This is a genomic window from Hahella sp. CR1 (genome assembly GCF_029813005.1).
Taxonomy (GTDB): Bacteria; Pseudomonadota; Gammaproteobacteria; order Pseudomonadales; family Oleiphilaceae; genus Hahella.
This window is the reverse complement of the sequence record NZ_JAPELK010000012.1, coordinates 170,636-189,365: the sequence shown is the minus strand read 5'-3', so window position 1 is coordinate 189,365 and position 18,730 is coordinate 170,636. Positions and strand designations below refer to the sequence as shown.

Here is an 18,730-nt window from a genome sequence, read left to right as displayed (position 1 = left end):
CCGGGGAGCCCAGCGCCTTAATCTCCGCCATCGCCAGCGGATATGCTATAAGACTTTTCTCCCAAAACTGGTATTTTTCTCACATTGTTAAGAAAAAATAACTTTTTACAGACGGTTACAGCCGATCGCCCGCCTTCGCCTTCCCAGACGTCGATTCTACGCCAGCATTAATCAGAATAAAATTACCGCTGGCCACTTTGCACATTGTGACCCTCCCCGCTTTTACGGCATAACAGAAAACACCCAAAAAGCGGACAGCCTGTCCTCTTATTTGGCCGCCCAATAATAAAAAGAACGCGAGGGACACTATGCAACCCAATTTCATCCCCGCCGGCCTTGCGCCGGCTCTTTGTCTTTCTATCGCAGCGTTGACCGGATGCAGTAGCGACACCACTGGCGGCGACAGCTCCAGCGGCGCCAACTTCCCCGACAACGCAAAATTCATCAGCGCCGACGGCGACATCACCATCGCAATCAAGACTGCGTTCATCACCGCGCAGTCCGGCGATTATCTGGTGTTGCCCGAAGGACGCTTGCAAATCACCGACACTCTGACCCTGGACGGCGATCCCGACGGCGATGGGACGTCACTGGAGAATATCACCATCGCCGGGTACGGCATGGATAAGACCATCCTGGACTTTTCCGGCTCTCTGGGCGGCGACGGCATATTCATTCAGAACATGAAGGACATCACTGTCCGCAACCTCGCCGTGGAGGAAGCCGCCAACAACGGCATCAAGCTGAAGGACTCCGACGGCATTCGTCTGCAATACACCCGCACCGAGTGGAAAGGCGAATTAAATTCGGACAACGGCGCCTACGGCCTGTATCCCGTGGAATGCTCCAACATCCTGATCGAAGACTCCTATGTGCGCGGTTCGGCGGACGCCGGCGTTTATGTCGGGCAGTCCCGCAATATCGTGGTGCGGCGCAATACCGCCAAAGAGAACGTCGCGGGCATTGAAATCGAAAACTCTCACAACGCGGATGTTTACAACAATGTGGCGGAAAGCAACACCGGCGGCATCCTCGTGTTCGACCTGCCCATCGGCAATCACAAATACGGCTCCACCGTACGGGTGTTCAACAACATCATTCGCGATAACAACACCGATAATTTCGCCAACGCCAGCAGCAATCCCGCCGGCGTGCATATCGTGCCTCCCGGCACCGGCGTGATCGTGCTGTCCACCGCGGATGTGGAGGTTTATAACAACGCCATCAGCAACCACGACACCACGTCCGTCACCGTCTCTTCTTTCTTCATCGCCGCCACGCAGACGGAGATGGCGCAATATGTCATGGACGGCATCATGGCTGACGGCTGGCGCTCCGTTCCTCGTAACATCTCCATTCACGACAACAGCATCAGCGACTCGGGCGCCAGTCCGCGAGGCGATTTAATACAGGGTGTGCTCCCCGCATTTCAGGCCATTGGGGAGACCACCCTGCCCAGCGTTCTGTACGACGGCTTCGGAGAGTTACTGGCCCGCGCAGGCTATGGCGCGCCATTTTCTGAGGAACCATTCGCTGCGGACGGATCGGAGAACATTTGCGTCTTCAACAATGGCGACGCCACCAAGGGTTTCCTCTATAACCCGGACCCAACCACATTTACTGACGCAGATCCCGCCGACGGCGAACCTGACGCCACCACTGGCGTCGGCGCCAGTCTGTTGGTCTGCGATCTGGACCGGCTTCCCGCCGCCACCGCCACGGTCGCCGGCAAAGTGCACGGATGCGGTCAGGATAACGCCCATGCGGCTTGCAGCCTGTAAACACCAAGGCTAGACACATCAGTAAAGAGTTGAGGCGCTTATGCAAAACAATAAAAAAGCCGCTATCTGTGGCGGCGTGCTGTGGATAATGGCCGGAGTGATCGCCGGCTGCAGCAGCGGTGGCGACGGAACCGCTGACAGTGGCGGCTCCACCGCCAAAGAAGCAGGCGTGTGCGGCGAAAGCGGCGATGGGGTGAACTGGAGCGCGCTGGCTTCCACCAATTGCCGCTATCTGTCCAGCTATCGTCTGTTCAGCGGTGCGGACCCAACGCAGACCACCGGAGGGGCCGGCATAGTATATGATCTCGCCACCCCACTGTTCACGGATTATGCGAGCAAATACCGGGTGGTGTACGTTCCTGAAGGCAAACAGGCCCAGTACAGCGAACAGGAAATCATCGACTTTCCCGAAGGAACCGTCATTACCAAAACCTTCGCGCTGCCGACGGACACGGCGAACCGCGGACTGGACAATGAGCGATTACTGGAAACCCGCCTGTTGATCCGGCGCGCCAGCGGCTGGGTGGCGCTGCCCTATATTTGGGGCGCCAATGAGGACGACGCAGAGCTGAGCGTGGCGGGAGGCAATTACGCCGCAACGGTGGTGCATAACGGGGTGCAGCAAAGCTTCACTTATCAGGTTCCCGACACTAATAAGTGCAAGCAGTGTCACCAGTTCAAGACGGAGTCCGGCTCCCGCTTTGTTCCCCTGGGACCCAAGGCGCGCCAGCTTAACTGGACTTACACTTACGCCGACGGCGCCGCCAACCAGCTTGCCTACTGGAAACAGAAAGGCATTCTTTCCGGTCTGCCGGATGATCTGTCCAGCATAGACAGCGTGCCCAACTATAGCGACGCGGACGCTTCCAATCTGGCGGGCTATTCCGACGATCAGATCCATCGTCTGGCGAAAGGCTACCTGGACATTAACTGCGCGCATTGCCACCGTCCTGAAGGCGGCGCCTCGAACACCGGCCTCAGCCTGGAGTTCTGGCGCAGCTTCGCGGACTACCAAAGTCAGCACGGCGTTTGCAAACAGCCCGTGGCTTACGGCGGCGGCGCACTGAGTTACGACATAGAGCCGGGATCGCCGGACGCCTCCATCATCAACTTCAGAATGGCGTCCGACCAGCCTGGCGATAAGATGCCGGAAATCGGCCGGCAGCTTGTGCACCAGGAAGGACAAGCCCTGATACATGAATGGATTGCGCGGATGGCGACCAACGACTGCGTAGATTAAGCCCTTGCGCGCATCGATAATTCAGGTTACAACCTGACAACAGGCTGCACATACGCGCCAGACGACAAAAAACTTTATAAAAACAGTCGCTAAACCAGCTTTTGCGACACCCTAGACGCTAAACCGAACGGACTGCCCCCGGGGGCAGTCCTAGCCATTTCTTGAACGCATGCCGAAAGTTGGCGACCTCCGTAAACCCCAGCCTGTCTGCGATATCGTCCACCGCCAGCGCCTCCTCCTGTAGTAACGCAATCGCCTGCTGACACCGAATTCGATTGAGCAGCCGCTGATAATTGATCCCCGCCGTCGCCAGCCGACGCCGCAATGTGCGTGGACTCATATTCAGCCGCCTGGCGATTTCCGGCAGCTCGGGGAAGCCGCGGCTGGCGTATAGCATGTCGCTGATGCGCTGCACCAGACTGGTTTCATCCCAGGCGGTGAACTGCAGATAGGTCGGCTGTTCCTGCATCGGCGTCGCGTCGGGTAAATGCACCCGCACCGGCTCTTCCAGCAAGCGCACGTCAAACGCCCATTCGATGAAAGGCTGGGAAAAACGTAATTGATCGCCGAACACCAGACGATATATTTTTTGGTCCGTCGGCGGCTCTCGCGTAAAAGACACATAGCGCAAGGGAAAGTCGAACCCCGCCACTTCTCTGGCGACGGTGAAAAAAGCGGCGATACAGATCTCCATCAGAAAATCGAGGGTCTCATGATCCAGACCGCTGACGTTGTAGTGCCGCACCACCACCTGATCGCCCTGCAAGGTCAGCGATTTATCCATGACAACGCCAAGCTGATCATAGTTGCGCTCCACCAACACCAGGGCTTCGCCCAGTGTCCGGCAGGTCGCCACCTGTACGCCGATTTCTCCCAGACTGGCCAGCGTGTAGGATTGCCCGATGGCGCACCCCAAACCGGGAGTGGCGTAACGCTCGCGCACCAGATCCAGCGTTTGCAGCAACCTATGAGTGGGCATGGAAGGCTCTTCCCACAAGCGCTCCCAATCCAGCCCCACCCGCTTCAAAACAGACTCCACAAACTCGACGTCGCCCCACTCCTCCAGGCACGCCAGGATATTGCGTAACTCATAACTGGGATAAGGCTGATCGCCGATCACCGACTGCGTGAAAAATCCCTGCTCCAACTCCTTAGATATTGCATTCACAGTACTCCCCGCCCCCTTCCATTGTTGTTATCGATAGCTTCTAAAAACCTATCGCGGCGGCTGAATACTGAATGTCCGCAATACTGCAGGTTATGACCGGCCAGACGCAGGCCGACAAAAACAGTTAACTGAACGTTATTCAGAAGAGATCATGCACCCTTGCCGTGAATCCAGGCAAAAGCTTTTTAGCGGAGGGTGGGAGAATTGCGACCTGGGTCAAATCAATCAAGGGCCCGACAGAAGCCGGAGAGCAAGCCGCCTCTTCGCGAGGCGGCGGTATTAAAGGCTTAAAACCCGATTAACAGACTAGCTACTCGCTGCCTACGGGACGTTCAGTTTTACTGATTAACTTGCCATCGTCATCGTAAACAAACTCTGTCACTTTCTCAGGCTCAGTGATTTTCGCAGGTAAGCGGAAAACAGGATGCCACTCGGTCAGAATAACGCGCTCATACGGCGTCCCTTTCGCCTCAACGCGTTTGACTTCAAGCCCACGATCGTTGTGGTCGTAGTCTGTCACAACACCTTCCCAATCCGTGACCGTGTCAAGATAACCTGAGTCGTCATAGGTGTAGGCGGCATTCGCAGCAAGGCAATTCTCGCTGGCGTCGCCTTCAACTTTCACAAGTTTGCGTACACCATGTATTCTTTCGAAGTAGTAAGTCGTCTGTGCGCCGGAGGACACAACAACAGTGGTGGAACCATCCTCGTTGAAGGTCAGCGCTGACTTCTCAGAGTTTCCGAACTCTTCAGATGACTCCGCCTTCCCTTCTTCGTTGTAAGTCCAAGTCGCCAAACGAACGCCTTTCTCATCGGATATACCGGTCAGGGCGTTTTTAAATCTTGGATCTTCATAGTGATAGTTCTTCTGTGTTCCGTCTGGATAGGCGGCGTTGGTGATATTATTTTTTTGCGCATTATCAAAAGCGTAAGTCACTTTGAGGTCGCCATTTAACTCGGCGCTGGCAAGATGAGTCGCATAGTTGAGCTGAACAGCGATCTGATTTCCCTGTTCATCGGAAGCAACAAAGTTTTGCGTCGCATCACGAGTGATAACGATCTTCTTACGATTTGGATAGACCTCCTCTTTCAACGCTCCTAGCTCATCAAACAGGTACTCTTTTCCATTCTCCGCGACAAAACGCCATACCCCGCTGGATAGGTCTTTTGTCAGCTGCGTCGCCAAGTGGTTAACGGGCGAATAAACACTGTCAGCGTTGTTATAAACGAACTCGCTCTTACGGCCTGAGTCTTCATAAACGTAAATTTTGTTCTGGAACTCGACCAAGTTCGCTGAATAGCTATACCGCCATTGCTGATCAAGGCTATTGTAGAATCTGGCGAACCGAAGCTCTGGACTGAACTCTATGTCCAGCTCTTCCTGGTATTTGTTGCCAGTGCTAATGTCTATCGGATTCTTATTTGCGCAACTAGGCGGCCCATTAGACTCGATACTGGGAGACAGGCATCTTCCCTTATTTGCTCTCCATTGCGTGTAGCTGCATGGCTTACACTGGCCGCCCTGCCAATAATACTTATTAATCGCAAAGACTAATGAGTTATTCCAGATTGAGGTATTGAGAACCATAAAACTTCCATCACGCCAGTCCCTGTCCATTTCCGCAACGCATTTTTTATATATATCATTGCCGAAATAGCTATTACAGTAGCGTCCTGCATGCACCCACTTACCACATTCCTCCGCACTGGCTTGCACTGTCAAGCCTAGGGAATAAATCAAGGGGATTAACATATAGCGTCGTTTCATCAACATACTTCCTTTAACTCTTTCCAATTTCACAGACTTCCATTTTTCAGCAGGTAAAGACACGGGTTAAAGTCCATCTTTATTTGCTTCAAACACTCTTTCCGCTGGCGAGTTTTTGGCGTCTACACGCCTTACTAACTCGCCTCGGTCGTTATAATCGTAGTCAGTGATAAGACCGTTCTTGTCCGTCACGGTATCCAGATACCCATTGACATCATAGGTGTATAGCGCTTCAGAAGATGCGCAACTGCTGGACGCGTCGCCATCCACTCGCACGACTTTGCGAACGCCATAGATAGTTTCAAAAAAGTAAGTGGTTTGCTTGTCCTGATCACGGGTGACAGTGACGGAATCGTCTTCGTTATACACAATGGAATAGCTACCCGCGTTATCTCCAGATACAGCGGATTTCGTCCTTCCTTGCTCGTCATAAGTCCAGGTCGCCAGCGACGCATCAGAGCCGTCAGTTACGCTAGTAATGTGATGAGAGTATTTGGCGTTTTCATAATGATAGCGTTTCAGGAGAACTGGAGACGCTTCAGCATTCTCCTTGCGAGAAACCGCCACAAAGTTAATTTTCGCGTCAAACTCGTATACAAACTCTTGTCCATCAGGAGCAACCACAGAGCTCAACAAAGCGCCTTGATAGAAGAGTTGCAGTTTCTTCCCGTTTGTAGCGGCGATTTCCTGCACAAGATCGGTTTTGGGATAGTAAGACAGGGATACCTCTTCCCCTGAAGCATTGCTCACTGACAACAGTCTTCCGGTATTGTCATAAATCTCGACCAGACCGTCGCGCTTCACCTCCCACATGTTCAACCCGGACTCGCCCTTAAAAAGGCGCAAGCTGACATTGACGTCAGGATCGCTCACCCATTTATCGCCATCCAGAGTGAATGAATACGCCTGCCCTTCGTCTGAAACGACTTCGGCGATTTTTACCTTGTTAACGTTTCGATAATTGACCCGTCTGGAGTAAGCATTACGCCAGCCTGACACAGTGTTGATATCCGCATAGGCCTGGCTTGAGTACATACGGGAGAAAAACAGTAATGAGTTATCGGCATCCAGATAGTCCACTTCTCGCAAGAATGTTTCGCCGACGCCCAGACTGACTGAGTCCGCCACTGTCGGACAGCTGTCGGGTCGATTCTTATCAGGTATCACGCCATCCGCTTTACACATTGAGCCCAGCTCGGCATAGCCTTTAGGGCAGGCGGGCGTACCATAAATATTGACGCCGCCGTTGCAATCCAAGGCCAATTTGGCGTTGGCGACAATATTGCCGCTCATTTTAGATCTTAATAAGTAGACACAGTCCAGCTTGCCATAGGGTTTAACTTTATAATGGCGCTTATAAAGCTCCCACCAGATATTCAATGCTTCCTGAATCGAATCGCCTTTGGTAATTCCAAGTCCTGTGGACGTATAGTACGGAGGATAAACTTTCGGCGTCACATCAATATCGTGGATAGCGGGATCGGCCAGCGCGCTGAATGAAAACGCCGTCATGGCGGCCAATGCGGACTTTTGCAGTAGAGACACGTTCTTCAGTGACTTATTATCTACTTTAGTAATCATATATTTTCCTTAAACTACACCTTATCAAAGGCTCAGGGACGGAGAAGACCCACAAGACTGATAGCGAGCAAGTTGCACCCGCAGGGAGTTCGACTTGTCGTCAATCCAATAGATCTGGGTTACAACGGGGAGGAGTTCATTGACCGGCTAGCACGCCGGTAATAGATAAATTAAAACGGAGTGGCTTGATGCATTTCCATGCTATTCCTTGGCCTCCTGATGAGTGGCCTTTCAGTTAAGAAGGGTCAATAAGAAACAATTTATTTCGTTTTATGGACTGTGTGCAAAGCTATACTTTTAGATTAATTTTTTTCAACGCTGCAATCAACTTACATTCCCCAAACCTTTGCAACTAAATTGCAATTACAACCAGCCCAATAAAATTTACCAATTAATCAATACATCCTTACACAAATTAACAAAATATTTTCTGGAAAATGCTTTCAAAATTAGCGCAGAACAATAAGGCCTTTCACACAATATCACACCGCCACACTTGGCCCTAAGCGGCGATTGCTCTATCATGCGCGACCGTTTCTGTTTATTTCCTGGACAATGCTGTGATTAGTACCGCGAACATTACCATGCAATTCGGCTCCCGGCCGCTGTTTGAAAACGTCTCCGTCAAGTTCTCTCCCGGCGGCCGCTACGGCCTGATCGGCGCTAATGGTTGCGGGAAGTCGACGTTTATGAAAATCCTCGGCGGCGATTTGAGCCCCACCGCCGGCGTGGTGTCCATTGAGCCCAACGCCCGCGTAGGTAAGCTGCGTCAGGATCAGTTCGCCTATGAAAGCTACTCTGTCATCGACACCGTCATCATGGGCTATCCCGAGCTGTGGGAAGTGAAGCGTGAGCGGGACCGCATCTATAGCCTGCCGGAAATGAGCGACGAGGACGGCATGAAAGTCGCCGACCTGGAAGGCGCCTTTGCAGAGATGGACGGCTACACCGCCGAATCCCGCGCAGGTGAATTGTTGATCGGCGTCGGCATTCCCGTCGAACAGCATTATGGTCTGATGAGCGCTGTCGCTCCCGGCTGGAAGTTACGGGTTCTGCTGGCGCAAGCGCTGTTCTCTGATCCAGATGTTCTGCTGCTCGATGAGCCGACCAACAACCTGGACATCAACACCATCCGCTGGCTGGAAGATGTGTTGAACGCCAGAAACAGCACCATGATCATTATTTCCCACGACCGTCACTTCCTGAACAGCGTCTGCACGCACATGGCGGATGTGGATTACGGCGAGATTCGCCTCTACCCCGGCAACTACGACCAATACATGGCCGCCTCGACTCTGGCCCGATCGCAGCTGCTGGCGGAGAATGAGAAGAAGCAGGCGCAGTTGGACGATCTGGCGCAGTTCGTCGCCCGCTTCTCCGCCAACGCGTCCAAAGCCAAACAGGCGACGTCCCGCGCTCGTCAGATGGAGAAAATTCAACTGGCGGAAGTCAAAGCCTCCAGCCGGGTTAACCCCTACATCCGCTTCAACCAGGAAAAGAAACTGTTCCGTCTGGCGCTGGAAGTGGAAGGCCTCAGCAAAGGCTATGAAGACCTCAGCTTGTTTAAAAAGCTGGATATGATGGTTGAAGTTGGCGAAAAAGTGGCGGTTCTGGGCGCTAACGGCGCGGGTAAAACCACACTGATGCGCTGCCTGATGAATGAAGTCGAACCGGACGCCGGCGTCGTAAAGTGGTCGGAAGGCGCGTCGATTGGTTACTACGCCCAGGATCACGCGGCTGATTTCGCTGAAGACATGAGCTTATTCGAGTGGATGAGCCAATGGCGCCAGCCTAAAGATGACGACCAGGTGATTCGCGGCATCCTGGGACAGTTGCTGTTTTCCGGCGATGAGATCAAAAAGTCCGTCACCAAAATTTCCGGGGGTGAACAGGGCCGCATGCTATTCGGAAAGATCATGCTGCAACGTCCCAACATTATTGTTATGGACGAACCCACCAACCACTTGGACATGGAATCCATCGAATCCCTCAACTTCTCTCTGGAGAAGTTCGAAGGCACCGTCGTTTTCGTCAGCCACGACCGCGAATTCGTCTCCTCACTCGCCACGCGAATCATCGACATCACACCTAACGGCGTGATCAATTTCGCAGGCACTTATGATGAATACCTGCGCTCTCAGGGCATGGACGTTTAAGTAAAAAAGAAAGGGGCCGAAATTTGTTTCGGCTCCTTTTCAATTTACCCCACCTAAGCCTTTCTCGATTCCCCCGCCCCAACAAGAAACAACTGACTCTCATAGCTCAACTCAATATTTCCGTCTTGCATATACTGGTTCAGCAACGCATCCAGCCTCTGTAGAAAGCGTGTTTCGTCCTCCGCCAATGCGCGTTGCGCCTGTGTCGATGAGCGGCTCATGCCGACGAAGGCTGAGGCGGGGATGGACATTGTCCAATGATGTGAATGGAACGCCACCGCCTCGCGCGGACGGGTAAACGCGTCGGCGATTTCGCCCTGGAAATCGAAGCTACGGTAGTGGCGGCTGTAGCCTGGGCTGCATGTCTCCAGCAGACCTTCGTAGCCGTCCAGGAATGGGCTGTTTTGATAGTGGCGATTGTTTTGAATGACGGCGAATACGCCATCGGAAGACAGCGCCTGTCGAGTCGCCGCAAGCATTTGGGGACGGTCCATCCACTGAAAGGATTGCGCCGCCAGAATCAGATCAAGCTCTGGTAATGTCGGGATGACCTCCTCCGCCTTTCCTAAGCGCCAATCGACATTAGGAAATTTGCGCCGCCCTTGCGCAATCATGTCAGCGGAAATATCCACCGCATAATAACGATGCTGATTACCCAGTATCGGCATCAGCCCTTCCAGTGCGATGCCCGTTCCCGCCCCGACATCAGCGATGTTCAAGGAGTCACGCTCAGGCAAGGCGTCCCTGATAATCGCCATTAACGCCTGAGGATAACGGGGACGATACAGATCATAGTCTTCTACAAGACCATCGAATTTTTCCTTGGTCATCATGGCATTCCTTTATGAGTGAAAAAGCGAAGCGATTATAATCGCTTTTGCCATGATCTCGACCTTAGGCGATAGAATGCAACCCATCCCTGGCGTGCATTGCATGCAGTCACTCTCGTGCAAACTGGAGCCCCTTTTGTCCATGTCCAAAGCAAGCGTTTACCTATCCATCCTGTCCAGGTTACGAGTAGTCATCGCGGTTGGGTTTACCTGCCTCGCGTTGGTCACCGCCGCCCACAGCATAAACGCGTTATTGTTTGACGAGAGCGTGGGCGCCGCCAAGAGCATAGGGAGCAATTTACTGCTGACAGAAGGGTTGCTGATCCTGTCCGCTTTATTCGCCTCCAACGCCAGATCAGTCGTAGCAAGGCCTGTTTTTTACGCGCTGACTTTACCGGCCCTGCTGGTTGGCGTTCCGTTACTACTTACACTGATTGTATCAGCGGCCGGTGCTTGACTTATTAACCTGACAGACAAACAGCTACCTTCTATTTTTCTGAAACGACAGCTCTTGCGCACATAGTGACCACAGGTCATTTATTTGACATTCTTCTTGTTATTCAATCCACTAGACGGTAGATTAATCCGCCTTCCCATCGCGGTTGGCGCCCACAGAACCATTCACTTCCTGTATCGCCGCCGCTTAATACAAGGAGTACTTCTGTGACAAAAGGCATCGTTACTTTCGCCTCCCTACTCTCTCTGCTTTCGCTCACCGCGTGCGGCGGAGGCTCTGGAAGCTCAGGCGGAGCTTCAGGCCAGACAAATACACCAGACCCCGCTGAATTGGTCGACCCCGGTCCGGCGACAGGCCAGTTTCCTGACAGCGCCATGTGGTCCGGCCGTGCGAACTACCGCACTATTTCTTCTGATTTCAAAAATCAGATAACGAAGGTCGCGCACGGACCTGACGGCTCCGTCTGCTACACCTATGCCCAAAACACCGCTGACAATACATGGAAAAGTAAGCTGGAGTGCCTGGCCCCGCAAGGAGACTTGCTGTTCAGCAAAGAGCAAGATGGGCTGACCGCCTTCAAAGACATCGCTTTTACCCCTCTTGGGAACTTGATAACGGTGGGACTGCAACCTGTCGGTCCCGAGCTGCCGGCCAATCCCGAACGCAACTATGTAGTGCTCAGCAAGTTCTCCATGCGGGGCGACATCTTGGCGCAGACCCGACTGGTCGACGCGCCGGATGCAGCGGATCTGATTGAGTACGACGTTAATGAAGACGGTACGATCACCTCGATTCCCATCACGGATTTGTACTACGGAAACAACCCCACACTTCCCAATAACGCATTACTTTCCCTCAACGTGGAGGCTAACTCCGTTTATCTTCTGGCCTATACATACGGGATCAAGGTGTACGCCATGAACCTGAACTTATCCCAATCCTGGGATCATCAGGTTATGCCCACCCATTTCGCGATGTGGAGAAGAGTCAGACCGCTGCACGCCAGAATTGCGGTCTCAGAAGGAGATGATCGCATCGCCGTCGCCTTTGAGACCAAAGACGCCTTCATACCCGTCTATGAGCAGCACTTTGGCCGTATGCTGCAACAAAACAACCACAATGAAGGCGATGATGATGAAGACATCGCCGTCACCTTATTGACCACTCAAGGCCAATATCTGGACACACTGCTGCTGGATAAACAGTTTGACGAATCCCTGGGCGGAGTTGTCGTGCAAAATGGCGAAATTTGGGTTGGCGGCGACGCCGCCGTGCAAAAACCGGGCGGCGGCGTTGAGAGAGACTTCTTTTTGGCGGAGTTCTCATCAGATGGAAGTCTGCGTAATTACAACCTGATCGACCATAAGCAGAACGAGGTAGCTATCGACTTCCAGGCGCTGGACATCGGCAAGTTCCTGTTTGCAGGCGCGACAGGCGCCGCTGACGGCGTCACCGCCGGCCTGTTGCTGCAGGTTACAAACGAGGCGAAAAAACTGAGATTCACCGAGTTCCGCGCCGACCAGTCCGCCCATATCCCCGCGGCCTCTCCCCTTGGTAATAATCAGATTCTGTTCGGAATGGTTTATGAACAGGGCAACACGAACTTGATCTGCGGCGCCGACGGCGCCCAGTGCAATGGCAAATACGTTATTGGCGTAGCAGGACAATAACGACTCCTTTTCGGCGCTCGCACAGAGCGCCGCGTCTTCTTTGGCGCACTTACGCCAATCAATATTCAAACATCCATATACAATACGTTAAAACCGATATATTTACATAATTACCACATATCACTTTTCATAATTGATTCACATCAATTCGACTTTTATATAGCCTCATATTTTTAGTTTTTCGTCATTTATTTTCGGCGACTCGTAGAAAATACGATAGGCGGAGTTACTTTCCCTTCCTACAATGCGCGCCGTTGCAGTCAATGGGTTTTATATATTCTAAGTCCTGTTCTGATCAGACTATATTCTGCTCATTTATTGCCAAATTATTTCAATATATGGAAATTAAAATTACAGGTTAGAGGTAACAATGAGATTAATTAAACTGGCTCTGCTTTCATGTCTTTGTATTTTCACTCTGCCCGCTTTTGCGGAAGGTAAAACCGATGCGTTGATCTGCACCATGGATATCAACGTCTGGGGCAACGCCAGTATCTGCCAGTGCCCTGAAGACGAAGTGTACAGCGAAGTCACCGGCACCTGTCTGACTCAAACGGCTTACAACGACCTTGGCAGACAAGGCCGTTATCCTCAGGTCTGCACCCGTGACCTGGGCGCCTGGGGCGCTCCCAGCCACTGTTCTTGCGAGGAAGGCAGCGTTTACTCTGAAGAAAGCGGCGCTTGCGTGACTGACGTAACGCCAAACATAGTTACGCTGAGCGGCAAGCTGGTAGTCACCAAGCCTGCTAAAGACATTCGTTTCGCCGATATCAGCCTGCGTACGCCAGAGGGCGGCAACTACCTGCTGAACTTCAGCATCAACCAACAGGACGCGATGAAGCTGGACGGTTTGTGGGTGGAAATCGTGGGTGAGAAAGTGTATCTGCGCGAAGGCTCTATGAACTCTCAAGCAGGCACTTTAATCACAGTACAAGACGTTTACTGGTTGGATTAATGATTAGATCCAGACTGGATCTATAAAATGAAAAAAGCAGAGTCGATAATATTCGTCTCTGCTTTTTCGGTATTCAAGCCTAAGCGCCGATTTATCTCAACAATGTCTTAATTGTGGCAAGCAGAAATATATATTTAAAAAACTCACCACCAATAAGAGTCCGTTATATCTCTTCCATAAAGTCTTCAATCACTTCCGGACTTAATTCCATAATCGCTTCCGCCATAGCCGCCTCACCATGTACCACAGCCATGACAGCGGCCAACACTCTCACGCCGACCTCATCTTTCGGTTTCGCCTTGGCGGCGAGACCCGGCAACATGGCGATGGCTTTGTGATAGCCCTCCTCCAATTCCGCCGACAAATCTGGTCCATGGCCATGAAGCCGGGTGATTTCTATTGATACGGGCAACAGAAAGAAGTCTATCGGCGCCTCCTGGGGATTCCGGCTCAGGATATCCACGATATGAGGAACCGCCGCATAGGACGCAGTATAAACGTCCCCTTGGTGACACAGCGCATTCCAGAGCGAGAAATAGGGTTCCGACTCAAAGGTATCCGACGGCGGCATTTTCGCCAGCTCCCGCAGCATTTCCGGGATATCCCCCGCTTCACCGAATGCATGCGATAACTGCGCCCATCGTTCCCGGTTTAATTCCAGCATGATATTCCCCCTCCGGCGCCAGCGCCTGCGCGCGCATGTTGTTCTTACCGTATTGGGACGAAGTTGCGCCTCGAACCTACGGTATTTCTCTTATCACTCTAGCCGGATTTCCCGCGATCACCACATTATTCCCGAAGCTTTTAGTCACCACCGCGCCGGAGGCGATGACCACGTTGTCGCCCAAAGTGACGCCCGGGTTAATCGTAGCGTGTCCGCCAATCCAGCAGTTGTGGCCTATGGTGACGGGCAAGGCGTATTCCTTGCCGCTGTTGCGCTCTACGGGATCAATAGGATGGGTGGCGGTGTAGATGCCGACCTGTGGCGCAATCAGACAGTTATCGCCAATGCGCACCTCCGCCACATCCAGAATCACGCAACCGAAATTGGCGTAAAAGTTTTCGCCCACATGAATATGACGGCCATAGTCACAGTTGAAAGAAGACTCGATGAAAATGTTCTCCCCAGTGCACCCAAACAGCTCTTTGACCAGACGCCTGCGCGCATCCGGCTCTACTGCGCTGGTGGCATTCAGCTGTTCCGTCAACAAGCGCGCGCTCAGGCGCATTTCCACCAGTTCAGGATCAGTCGGGTCATAGAGCTGACCCGCCAGCATTTTCATCTTTTCCGACATAGCGTTTCCTTGAATGAGTTTTGCAGACGCGACCTAGCCCGCGCGGATTGGAAATCACTATATCGGACAATTTCGTTGGAAAGGAGTCCCGCAGCGACGGGAACCAGGATCAGTCAGGTATCTCGGGCTCCACCAGCCTCGCCAGATGCTCCAGAGACTCCTGCCAGCCCAAATAATCTGAAGCTAAATAAAGAATGAAAAAATAAATTCGACAATAGAGCTAACTATTTCCTGGAATGACTTACCTGCTTTAACACCTAGTAATGCTATGACAAGATTGGATAAAGTACCCACTAAGAAAGTTGCCATAAGTTCATTTCCCCAAATTCTTTTGGCAACTTTCAGATCAATATCACTAAGCCCATCTATGCTTTCCGGAAGCGATATCACGTTAGCCCAGACCTGCCATTTTGAGGCAACTTTGAAAGCAAGCCAGCCCCCAACGACTATTGGCTTATCATCCCATAGCACACAATAAAATAAGATTCGCTCCAGGCATCCTAAAATATAGCCTCCTTCATTTCCTCCTATAAACCTCCGCCAGTCCTCGTTTACACTCAATTCTTGGTTGCTATGTCTTATTTCCTTTCCAACCCTACTCACCAGATACGCAGTAACTCTGCCAAGCAAGATCGTAATTAACGCCCCCAAAAGAAATGCAAGCATACGTATTCAGGTTTCCCCTTAATACTTACAGAATCACCCATTCGGCGGCATGCCCGGAACCCAGGTGCTCCATAGTTCCCAGGTGACGATGAAGGCGTCGCTGTTGGTGGAGATGTCGAAGCGCCAGCCCATGGGTTCTGAGCCGAAGATGGCGAAGACGAATTCGACGCTGGAGGCTGGCAGGATGATGGACTGTTTGGTCTGTCCCGCCTGATCCGTGATGGTGATGGTGGTTCCCAATACGTTGGCGTTGCGGATTTTGAACCACATGCCCTGCCCGCCCTGCACGCGCAGCGAGGTATTGCTGTTCCAGGTGCCCGAGGTGAGCAGCCGATAATTGGCGGGATTGCTGGGCGCTTCCATGGCGATGGAGTGGCCCACATAGGCGGAGAAACTCTGCGCCGCCGGGTTGCGCATCCAGTCTGGCAGACTGGGCAAGTGGGCGATGTAGATGGGCGCTTTGTAGCTCATCTCCTGGCCCGCCAAAGTCGCCTGCTTCTGCTCAAACTGGCGATAGGTTTCCGTGTATTGAGAACCGCGATTGGACGGACGGAAGCTGCTCATGCCCTGCTCCCAGGGATCGTTGATATGCAGAATGGTGCCATCCGGCGTGCCATCGCCATGGATGCCGGTGATCACCCGAATATGCGGGCCGGGCTCCGCTGTGGCGATCCATAGCGGTCCGTAGTTGCGCAGTAAGTCGACGAAAGCTTCGATCATGTAAGACTGCGGCGCTTCCGGGGTGAAGCCCCACACATTCATCACCCGCAGATCTTCGGGATGCAGGCCATTCTGATACTGCGACCAATAGCCCACCGCTCTGGCGATTTCGGATGGGTCAATGCTCATTTGTTCGCGCCAGCCGACAATCATGGCGAAACCCGCCGCCCAGCAGGAGAAGCCTGTTTGTTGCGGCACCAGCTGCACGTTGTAGCGCACATCGAAAGACTGGTTCATCGCCATCGCCTGCCGGTGCGCAGCCAGCGCGTCGGTATAGTCAAAGGCGCGGCTGTGTCCAAAAGCCGCCGGCGCACTGAAGCTGCGGGACGGGGCTGGAAGACTGCGACCGTAGGACATCGCCCGCTGTTCGCTCACCGCGTCAGCCTGCCAGTGTACGACCTGAATGCGCATATAACCTGTGCGGCGCACTTCCTCTTCGTACTTGGGAATGAACACGGCGATCGATTCTTCATAGCGTCTGCCGCCCGCCGGATCGACAATCTTGAACTTGGTATTCTCCGGCGTGCCGTCGCCGTGAATGCCGGTAATAATGCGGGCGTGTATCGCCCAGGGCTCTCCCGGGGCTTCGTCGGTAGTCACCCACACCGGTCCGTAGTTGCGCAACAGACCTTCCCAGCCCTCCAGGCTATAGCTTTGCGGCGGCTCCGCCACCAGACCGGAGGTGGAGATAAAAGTGGGTTTATCGTCGCCAGCCAGACCGCCATTGGCGCGGAATATATTCACCCAGCGCTCGCCCACCGTCGCCAGCGCCTGCTCAATGGTCAACTGTCGTTGCGAACGCCAGCTTTTCAGCATGGTGAAGACCGTCGCCCAACAGGTCATCCCGGAAGGCTGCGCCATGACCCAGAAATTTCCGGGCACGTCATAGCTGATGGCGGAAAAGCTGCGCGCGGCGTGACGTCCCCGCCCCGGCCAACGGGATACCCGGGCGCTGAGCCCCTGCCCCACAGGCGGGGTACTGGGCGCCTGCGGAGTGGGTTGTGGCTGCTGCATACGATCCAGCGCGCTACGCATTTTCTGTTGCTTGTTGGGTTTGGAGCGAGCGGGCGCGCGCGGCGCCAGTGTTTGTTCCAGATCAGCCAGTCGGTTGCTCATTGTCGTCACCTGCTGTTTCTTCAGTGCGGTTTGCCTTGTTGTCTGTTTCGGTTTCCGTGATGGGGGGCTGCGGTGGGCACTCAGCGCCGATCTCCGCCAGTTCCGCCACCAGATCAAACTCATCCAGATTCATGGGGTCCACAAAAGGACTTTGCACAGTCGGCGGCGCCGACAGTTGCGATGGCTGCGGAGGCGCTCCCTGCAGCTCTCTCTCAAAATGATCGAAACGCTCCTTCAGGGGCACCGCCCCCAGGTCGAAGCTGTTCGCGTAACGCATGGCCAGCCCCATCTGATCAAAAACGTCATGAGTAGGATGGGCGGGCGCGGGCTCCTCGTTTGACGGCGTCCCCGGGGCGTTTGACGTCGGAGACGATGCGGGTTGCGCCTGCGACGTCAGCGGCGGCTCAGCAGGCGCGGAAGCGGCTGGCGCCGGTTGCCCGAGGATGGCGGCCAGATCCCGTTCAAAATCGTCTTTCGCCAACGCCAGTCCTGCATCCAGCGCCTGTTTGCTCGCCGCCGTCACCCGCTGCGGTTGCGACTCCGCCAGCCAGTTAAGGTCATCCTCTTCCTCCTGTCGGCTGACGACAGCGGGAGGCGCGGCTTGAACGCCATTGGGCGACTCTGTCCTTAAACTCGGCTGAGACGTTGGCGCGTAGGCGGGCGTGGAATTGGAAGGCGCTGGCGAGGCCACAGCGGGATCAGGCCGGAATAAGTCATCCGGTGAAGTGGGTCCGCTCAATGCCCGACTTTGAGACAGCGCCCGCGGCTCTTCAAAAGGCTCAACCCGAAAACGTCCGGTATCCGGAGCGGAGAATTCGGGAGCGTAAGCCAGAGAATCCACCGCCGGTTGAGGATAGTTCTGCGGATAGCTCTGCTGATGGCTTGTCTGGTAGCTTGCTTGATAGCTTGCCTGGTAATCGGGCTGATAACTTTGCGAAGCTCTCCTGGACTGCGCCGACGGCGTATTCACAGGAAGCGATGGCGCCTGCTCCTGATCCATTCGCAACATGGTGCGCTGCGGCGGTTTATCCGTCATCGCCGGCGCAGCGGGTCGGCGTCCCAGCACACGATCCTCCAGCGCTCTGAGGCTACGGGTCGGCTGCGCGACGCGTTGACCGCGCACGACCTCGATTTGCTCCCGATACCCAGAGGGCGGCGCTGACATGCCAGCACCCCGTCGTACGTCTTCACGTTTGAGTCGTCTGGCGTCGCTGCGTTCGGGATGGGCGTCCCGCGCCAACGATTGCTCCAGTGATCGCAGACTTCGTCCCATAGAGGCGTCCTCTCCGATGGTTCGTATCCAGTCAATAATTGTCTGGCGGGTATC

The 18,730-nt window shown here is 53.8% G+C and carries 15 protein-coding genes; 6 read left to right on the top strand and 9 right to left on the bottom strand.

Features of this window, described 5'->3' with window-relative positions; all coding sequences use genetic code 11:
• The first annotated feature begins 308 nt into the window (after positions 1-308).
• Both ONV78_RS25195 and ONV78_RS25190 read left to right on the top strand, forming a co-directional pair.
• Positions 309-1,781: a parallel beta-helix domain-containing protein gene (locus tag ONV78_RS25195; protein ID WP_279507189.1), complete on the top strand. Its 1,473-nt coding sequence runs from the start codon at positions 309-311 to the stop codon at positions 1,779-1,781.
• A 40-nt stretch (positions 1,782-1,821) separates the two neighbouring features.
• Positions 1,822-3,021 carry an SO2930 family diheme c-type cytochrome gene (locus ONV78_RS25190; protein ID WP_279507188.1) on the top strand — a complete coding sequence of 400 codons (1,200 nt, stop codon included), beginning with the start codon at positions 1,822-1,824 and terminating at the stop codon, positions 3,019-3,021.
• Positions 3,022-3,139: 118 nt separating this feature from the next.
• Here ONV78_RS25190 and ONV78_RS25185 read toward each other — a convergent pair whose 3' ends face one another.
• The 3 genes from ONV78_RS25185 to ONV78_RS25175 form a co-directional block, all read right to left on the bottom strand.
• Positions 3,140-4,189: an AraC family transcriptional regulator gene (locus ONV78_RS25185; protein WP_279507187.1), complete on the bottom strand. Its 1,050-nt coding sequence runs from the start codon at positions 4,187-4,189 to the stop codon at positions 3,140-3,142.
• Positions 4,190-4,499: 310 nt separating this feature from the next.
• Positions 4,500-5,957, bottom strand: a complete 1,458-nt coding sequence (locus tag ONV78_RS25180) for a DUF6531 domain-containing protein (RefSeq protein WP_279507186.1) — start codon at positions 5,955-5,957, stop codon at positions 4,500-4,502.
• Between the two features lie 66 nt (positions 5,958-6,023).
• Positions 6,024-7,538, bottom strand: coding sequence for a hypothetical protein (locus ONV78_RS25175; RefSeq protein ID WP_279507185.1), 1,515 nt, complete (start codon positions 7,536-7,538; stop codon positions 6,024-6,026).
• 560 nt (positions 7,539-8,098) lie between these two features.
• On the opposite strand from ONV78_RS25175, the gene ONV78_RS25170 reads away from it, so the two are divergent.
• Positions 8,099-9,694, top strand: a complete 1,596-nt coding sequence (locus ONV78_RS25170) for an ABC-F family ATPase (RefSeq protein WP_279507184.1) — start codon at positions 8,099-8,101, stop codon at positions 9,692-9,694.
• A gap of 53 nt (positions 9,695-9,747) precedes the next feature.
• Here the strand turns inward: ONV78_RS25170 and ONV78_RS25165 are convergent, their stop codons facing one another.
• Positions 9,748-10,527: a class I SAM-dependent methyltransferase gene (locus tag ONV78_RS25165; protein WP_279507183.1), complete on the bottom strand. Its 780-nt coding sequence runs from the start codon at positions 10,525-10,527 to the stop codon at positions 9,748-9,750.
• A 73-nt stretch (positions 10,528-10,600) separates the two neighbouring features.
• Here ONV78_RS25165 and ONV78_RS25160 point away from each other — a divergent pair, with 73 nt between their 5' ends.
• From ONV78_RS25160 to ONV78_RS25150, 3 genes are all read left to right on the top strand, one after another.
• Positions 10,601-10,981, top strand: a complete 381-nt coding sequence (locus tag ONV78_RS25160; RefSeq protein WP_279507182.1) for a hypothetical protein — start codon at positions 10,601-10,603, stop codon at positions 10,979-10,981.
• Positions 10,982-11,187: 206 nt separating this feature from the next.
• Entirely contained in the window at positions 11,188-12,651 is a 1,464-nt protein-coding gene (locus ONV78_RS25155; RefSeq protein WP_279507180.1) for a hypothetical protein, read from the top strand.
• Positions 12,652-13,021: 370 nt separating this feature from the next.
• On the top strand, positions 13,022-13,606 hold the full coding sequence (locus ONV78_RS25150; RefSeq protein ID WP_216738364.1) for a hypothetical protein: 585 nt from the start codon (positions 13,022-13,024) through the stop codon (positions 13,604-13,606).
• 163 nt (positions 13,607-13,769) lie between these two features.
• On the opposite strand, the gene ONV78_RS25145 is transcribed toward ONV78_RS25150, so the two are convergent.
• The 5 genes from ONV78_RS25145 to ONV78_RS25125 all read right to left on the bottom strand — a co-directional run bounded on the left by ONV78_RS25145 (position 13,770) and on the right by ONV78_RS25125 (position 18,676).
• Positions 13,770-14,270: a hypothetical protein gene (locus tag ONV78_RS25145; RefSeq protein ID WP_279507179.1), complete on the bottom strand. Its 501-nt coding sequence runs from the start codon at positions 14,268-14,270 to the stop codon at positions 13,770-13,772.
• A 76-nt stretch (positions 14,271-14,346) separates the two neighbouring features.
• Positions 14,347-14,901, bottom strand: a complete 555-nt coding sequence (locus ONV78_RS25140; RefSeq protein WP_279507178.1) for a sugar O-acetyltransferase — start codon at positions 14,899-14,901, stop codon at positions 14,347-14,349.
• Between the two features lie 183 nt (positions 14,902-15,084).
• Positions 15,085-15,567 (bottom strand): hypothetical protein, encoded by a 483-nt coding sequence (locus ONV78_RS25135; RefSeq protein ID WP_279507177.1) that lies wholly within the window; start codon positions 15,565-15,567, stop codon positions 15,085-15,087.
• 33 nt (positions 15,568-15,600) lie between these two features.
• A complete protein-coding gene (locus ONV78_RS25130; protein ID WP_216738360.1) occupies positions 15,601-17,403 on the bottom strand; it encodes a papain-like cysteine protease family protein in 1,803 nt (600 codons plus the stop codon).
• Positions 17,384-18,676: a hypothetical protein gene (locus ONV78_RS25125; protein ID WP_279507176.1), complete on the bottom strand. Its 1,293-nt coding sequence runs from the start codon at positions 18,674-18,676 to the stop codon at positions 17,384-17,386. Before ONV78_RS25125 ends, ONV78_RS25130 begins: the two co-directional genes overlap by 20 nt.
• Between the last annotated feature and the right edge of the window lie 54 nt (positions 18,677-18,730).

Coding starts and splice junctions, on each gene's coding strand:
- ONV78_RS25195 (WP_279507189.1), top strand. CDS start 309: ATGCAACCCAATTTCATCCCCGCCGGCCTTGCGCCGGCTCTTTGTCTT.
- ONV78_RS25190 (WP_279507188.1), top strand. CDS start 1,822: ATGCAAAACAATAAAAAAGCCGCTATCTGTGGCGGCGTGCTGTGGATA.
- ONV78_RS25180 (WP_279507186.1), bottom strand. CDS start 5,957: ATGAAACGACGCTATATGTTAATCCCCTTGATTTATTCCCTAGGCTTG.
- ONV78_RS25175 (WP_279507185.1), bottom strand. CDS start 7,538: ATGATTACTAAAGTAGATAATAAGTCACTGAAGAACGTGTCTCTACTG.
- ONV78_RS25165 (WP_279507183.1), bottom strand. CDS start 10,527: ATGATGACCAAGGAAAAATTCGATGGTCTTGTAGAAGACTATGATCTG.
- ONV78_RS25160 (WP_279507182.1), top strand. CDS start 10,601: ATGCAACCCATCCCTGGCGTGCATTGCATGCAGTCACTCTCGTGCAAA.
- ONV78_RS25150 (WP_216738364.1), top strand. CDS start 13,022: ATGAGATTAATTAAACTGGCTCTGCTTTCATGTCTTTGTATTTTCACT.
- ONV78_RS25145 (WP_279507179.1), bottom strand. CDS start 14,270: ATGCTGGAATTAAACCGGGAACGATGGGCGCAGTTATCGCATGCATTC.
- ONV78_RS25140 (WP_279507178.1), bottom strand. CDS start 14,901: ATGTCGGAAAAGATGAAAATGCTGGCGGGTCAGCTCTATGACCCGACT.
- ONV78_RS25135 (WP_279507177.1), bottom strand. CDS start 15,567: ATGCTTGCATTTCTTTTGGGGGCGTTAATTACGATCTTGCTTGGCAGA.
- ONV78_RS25130 (WP_216738360.1), bottom strand. CDS start 17,403: ATGAGCAACCGACTGGCTGATCTGGAACAAACACTGGCGCCGCGCGCG.
- ONV78_RS25125 (WP_279507176.1), bottom strand. CDS start 18,676: ATGGGACGAAGTCTGCGATCACTGGAGCAATCGTTGGCGCGGGACGCC.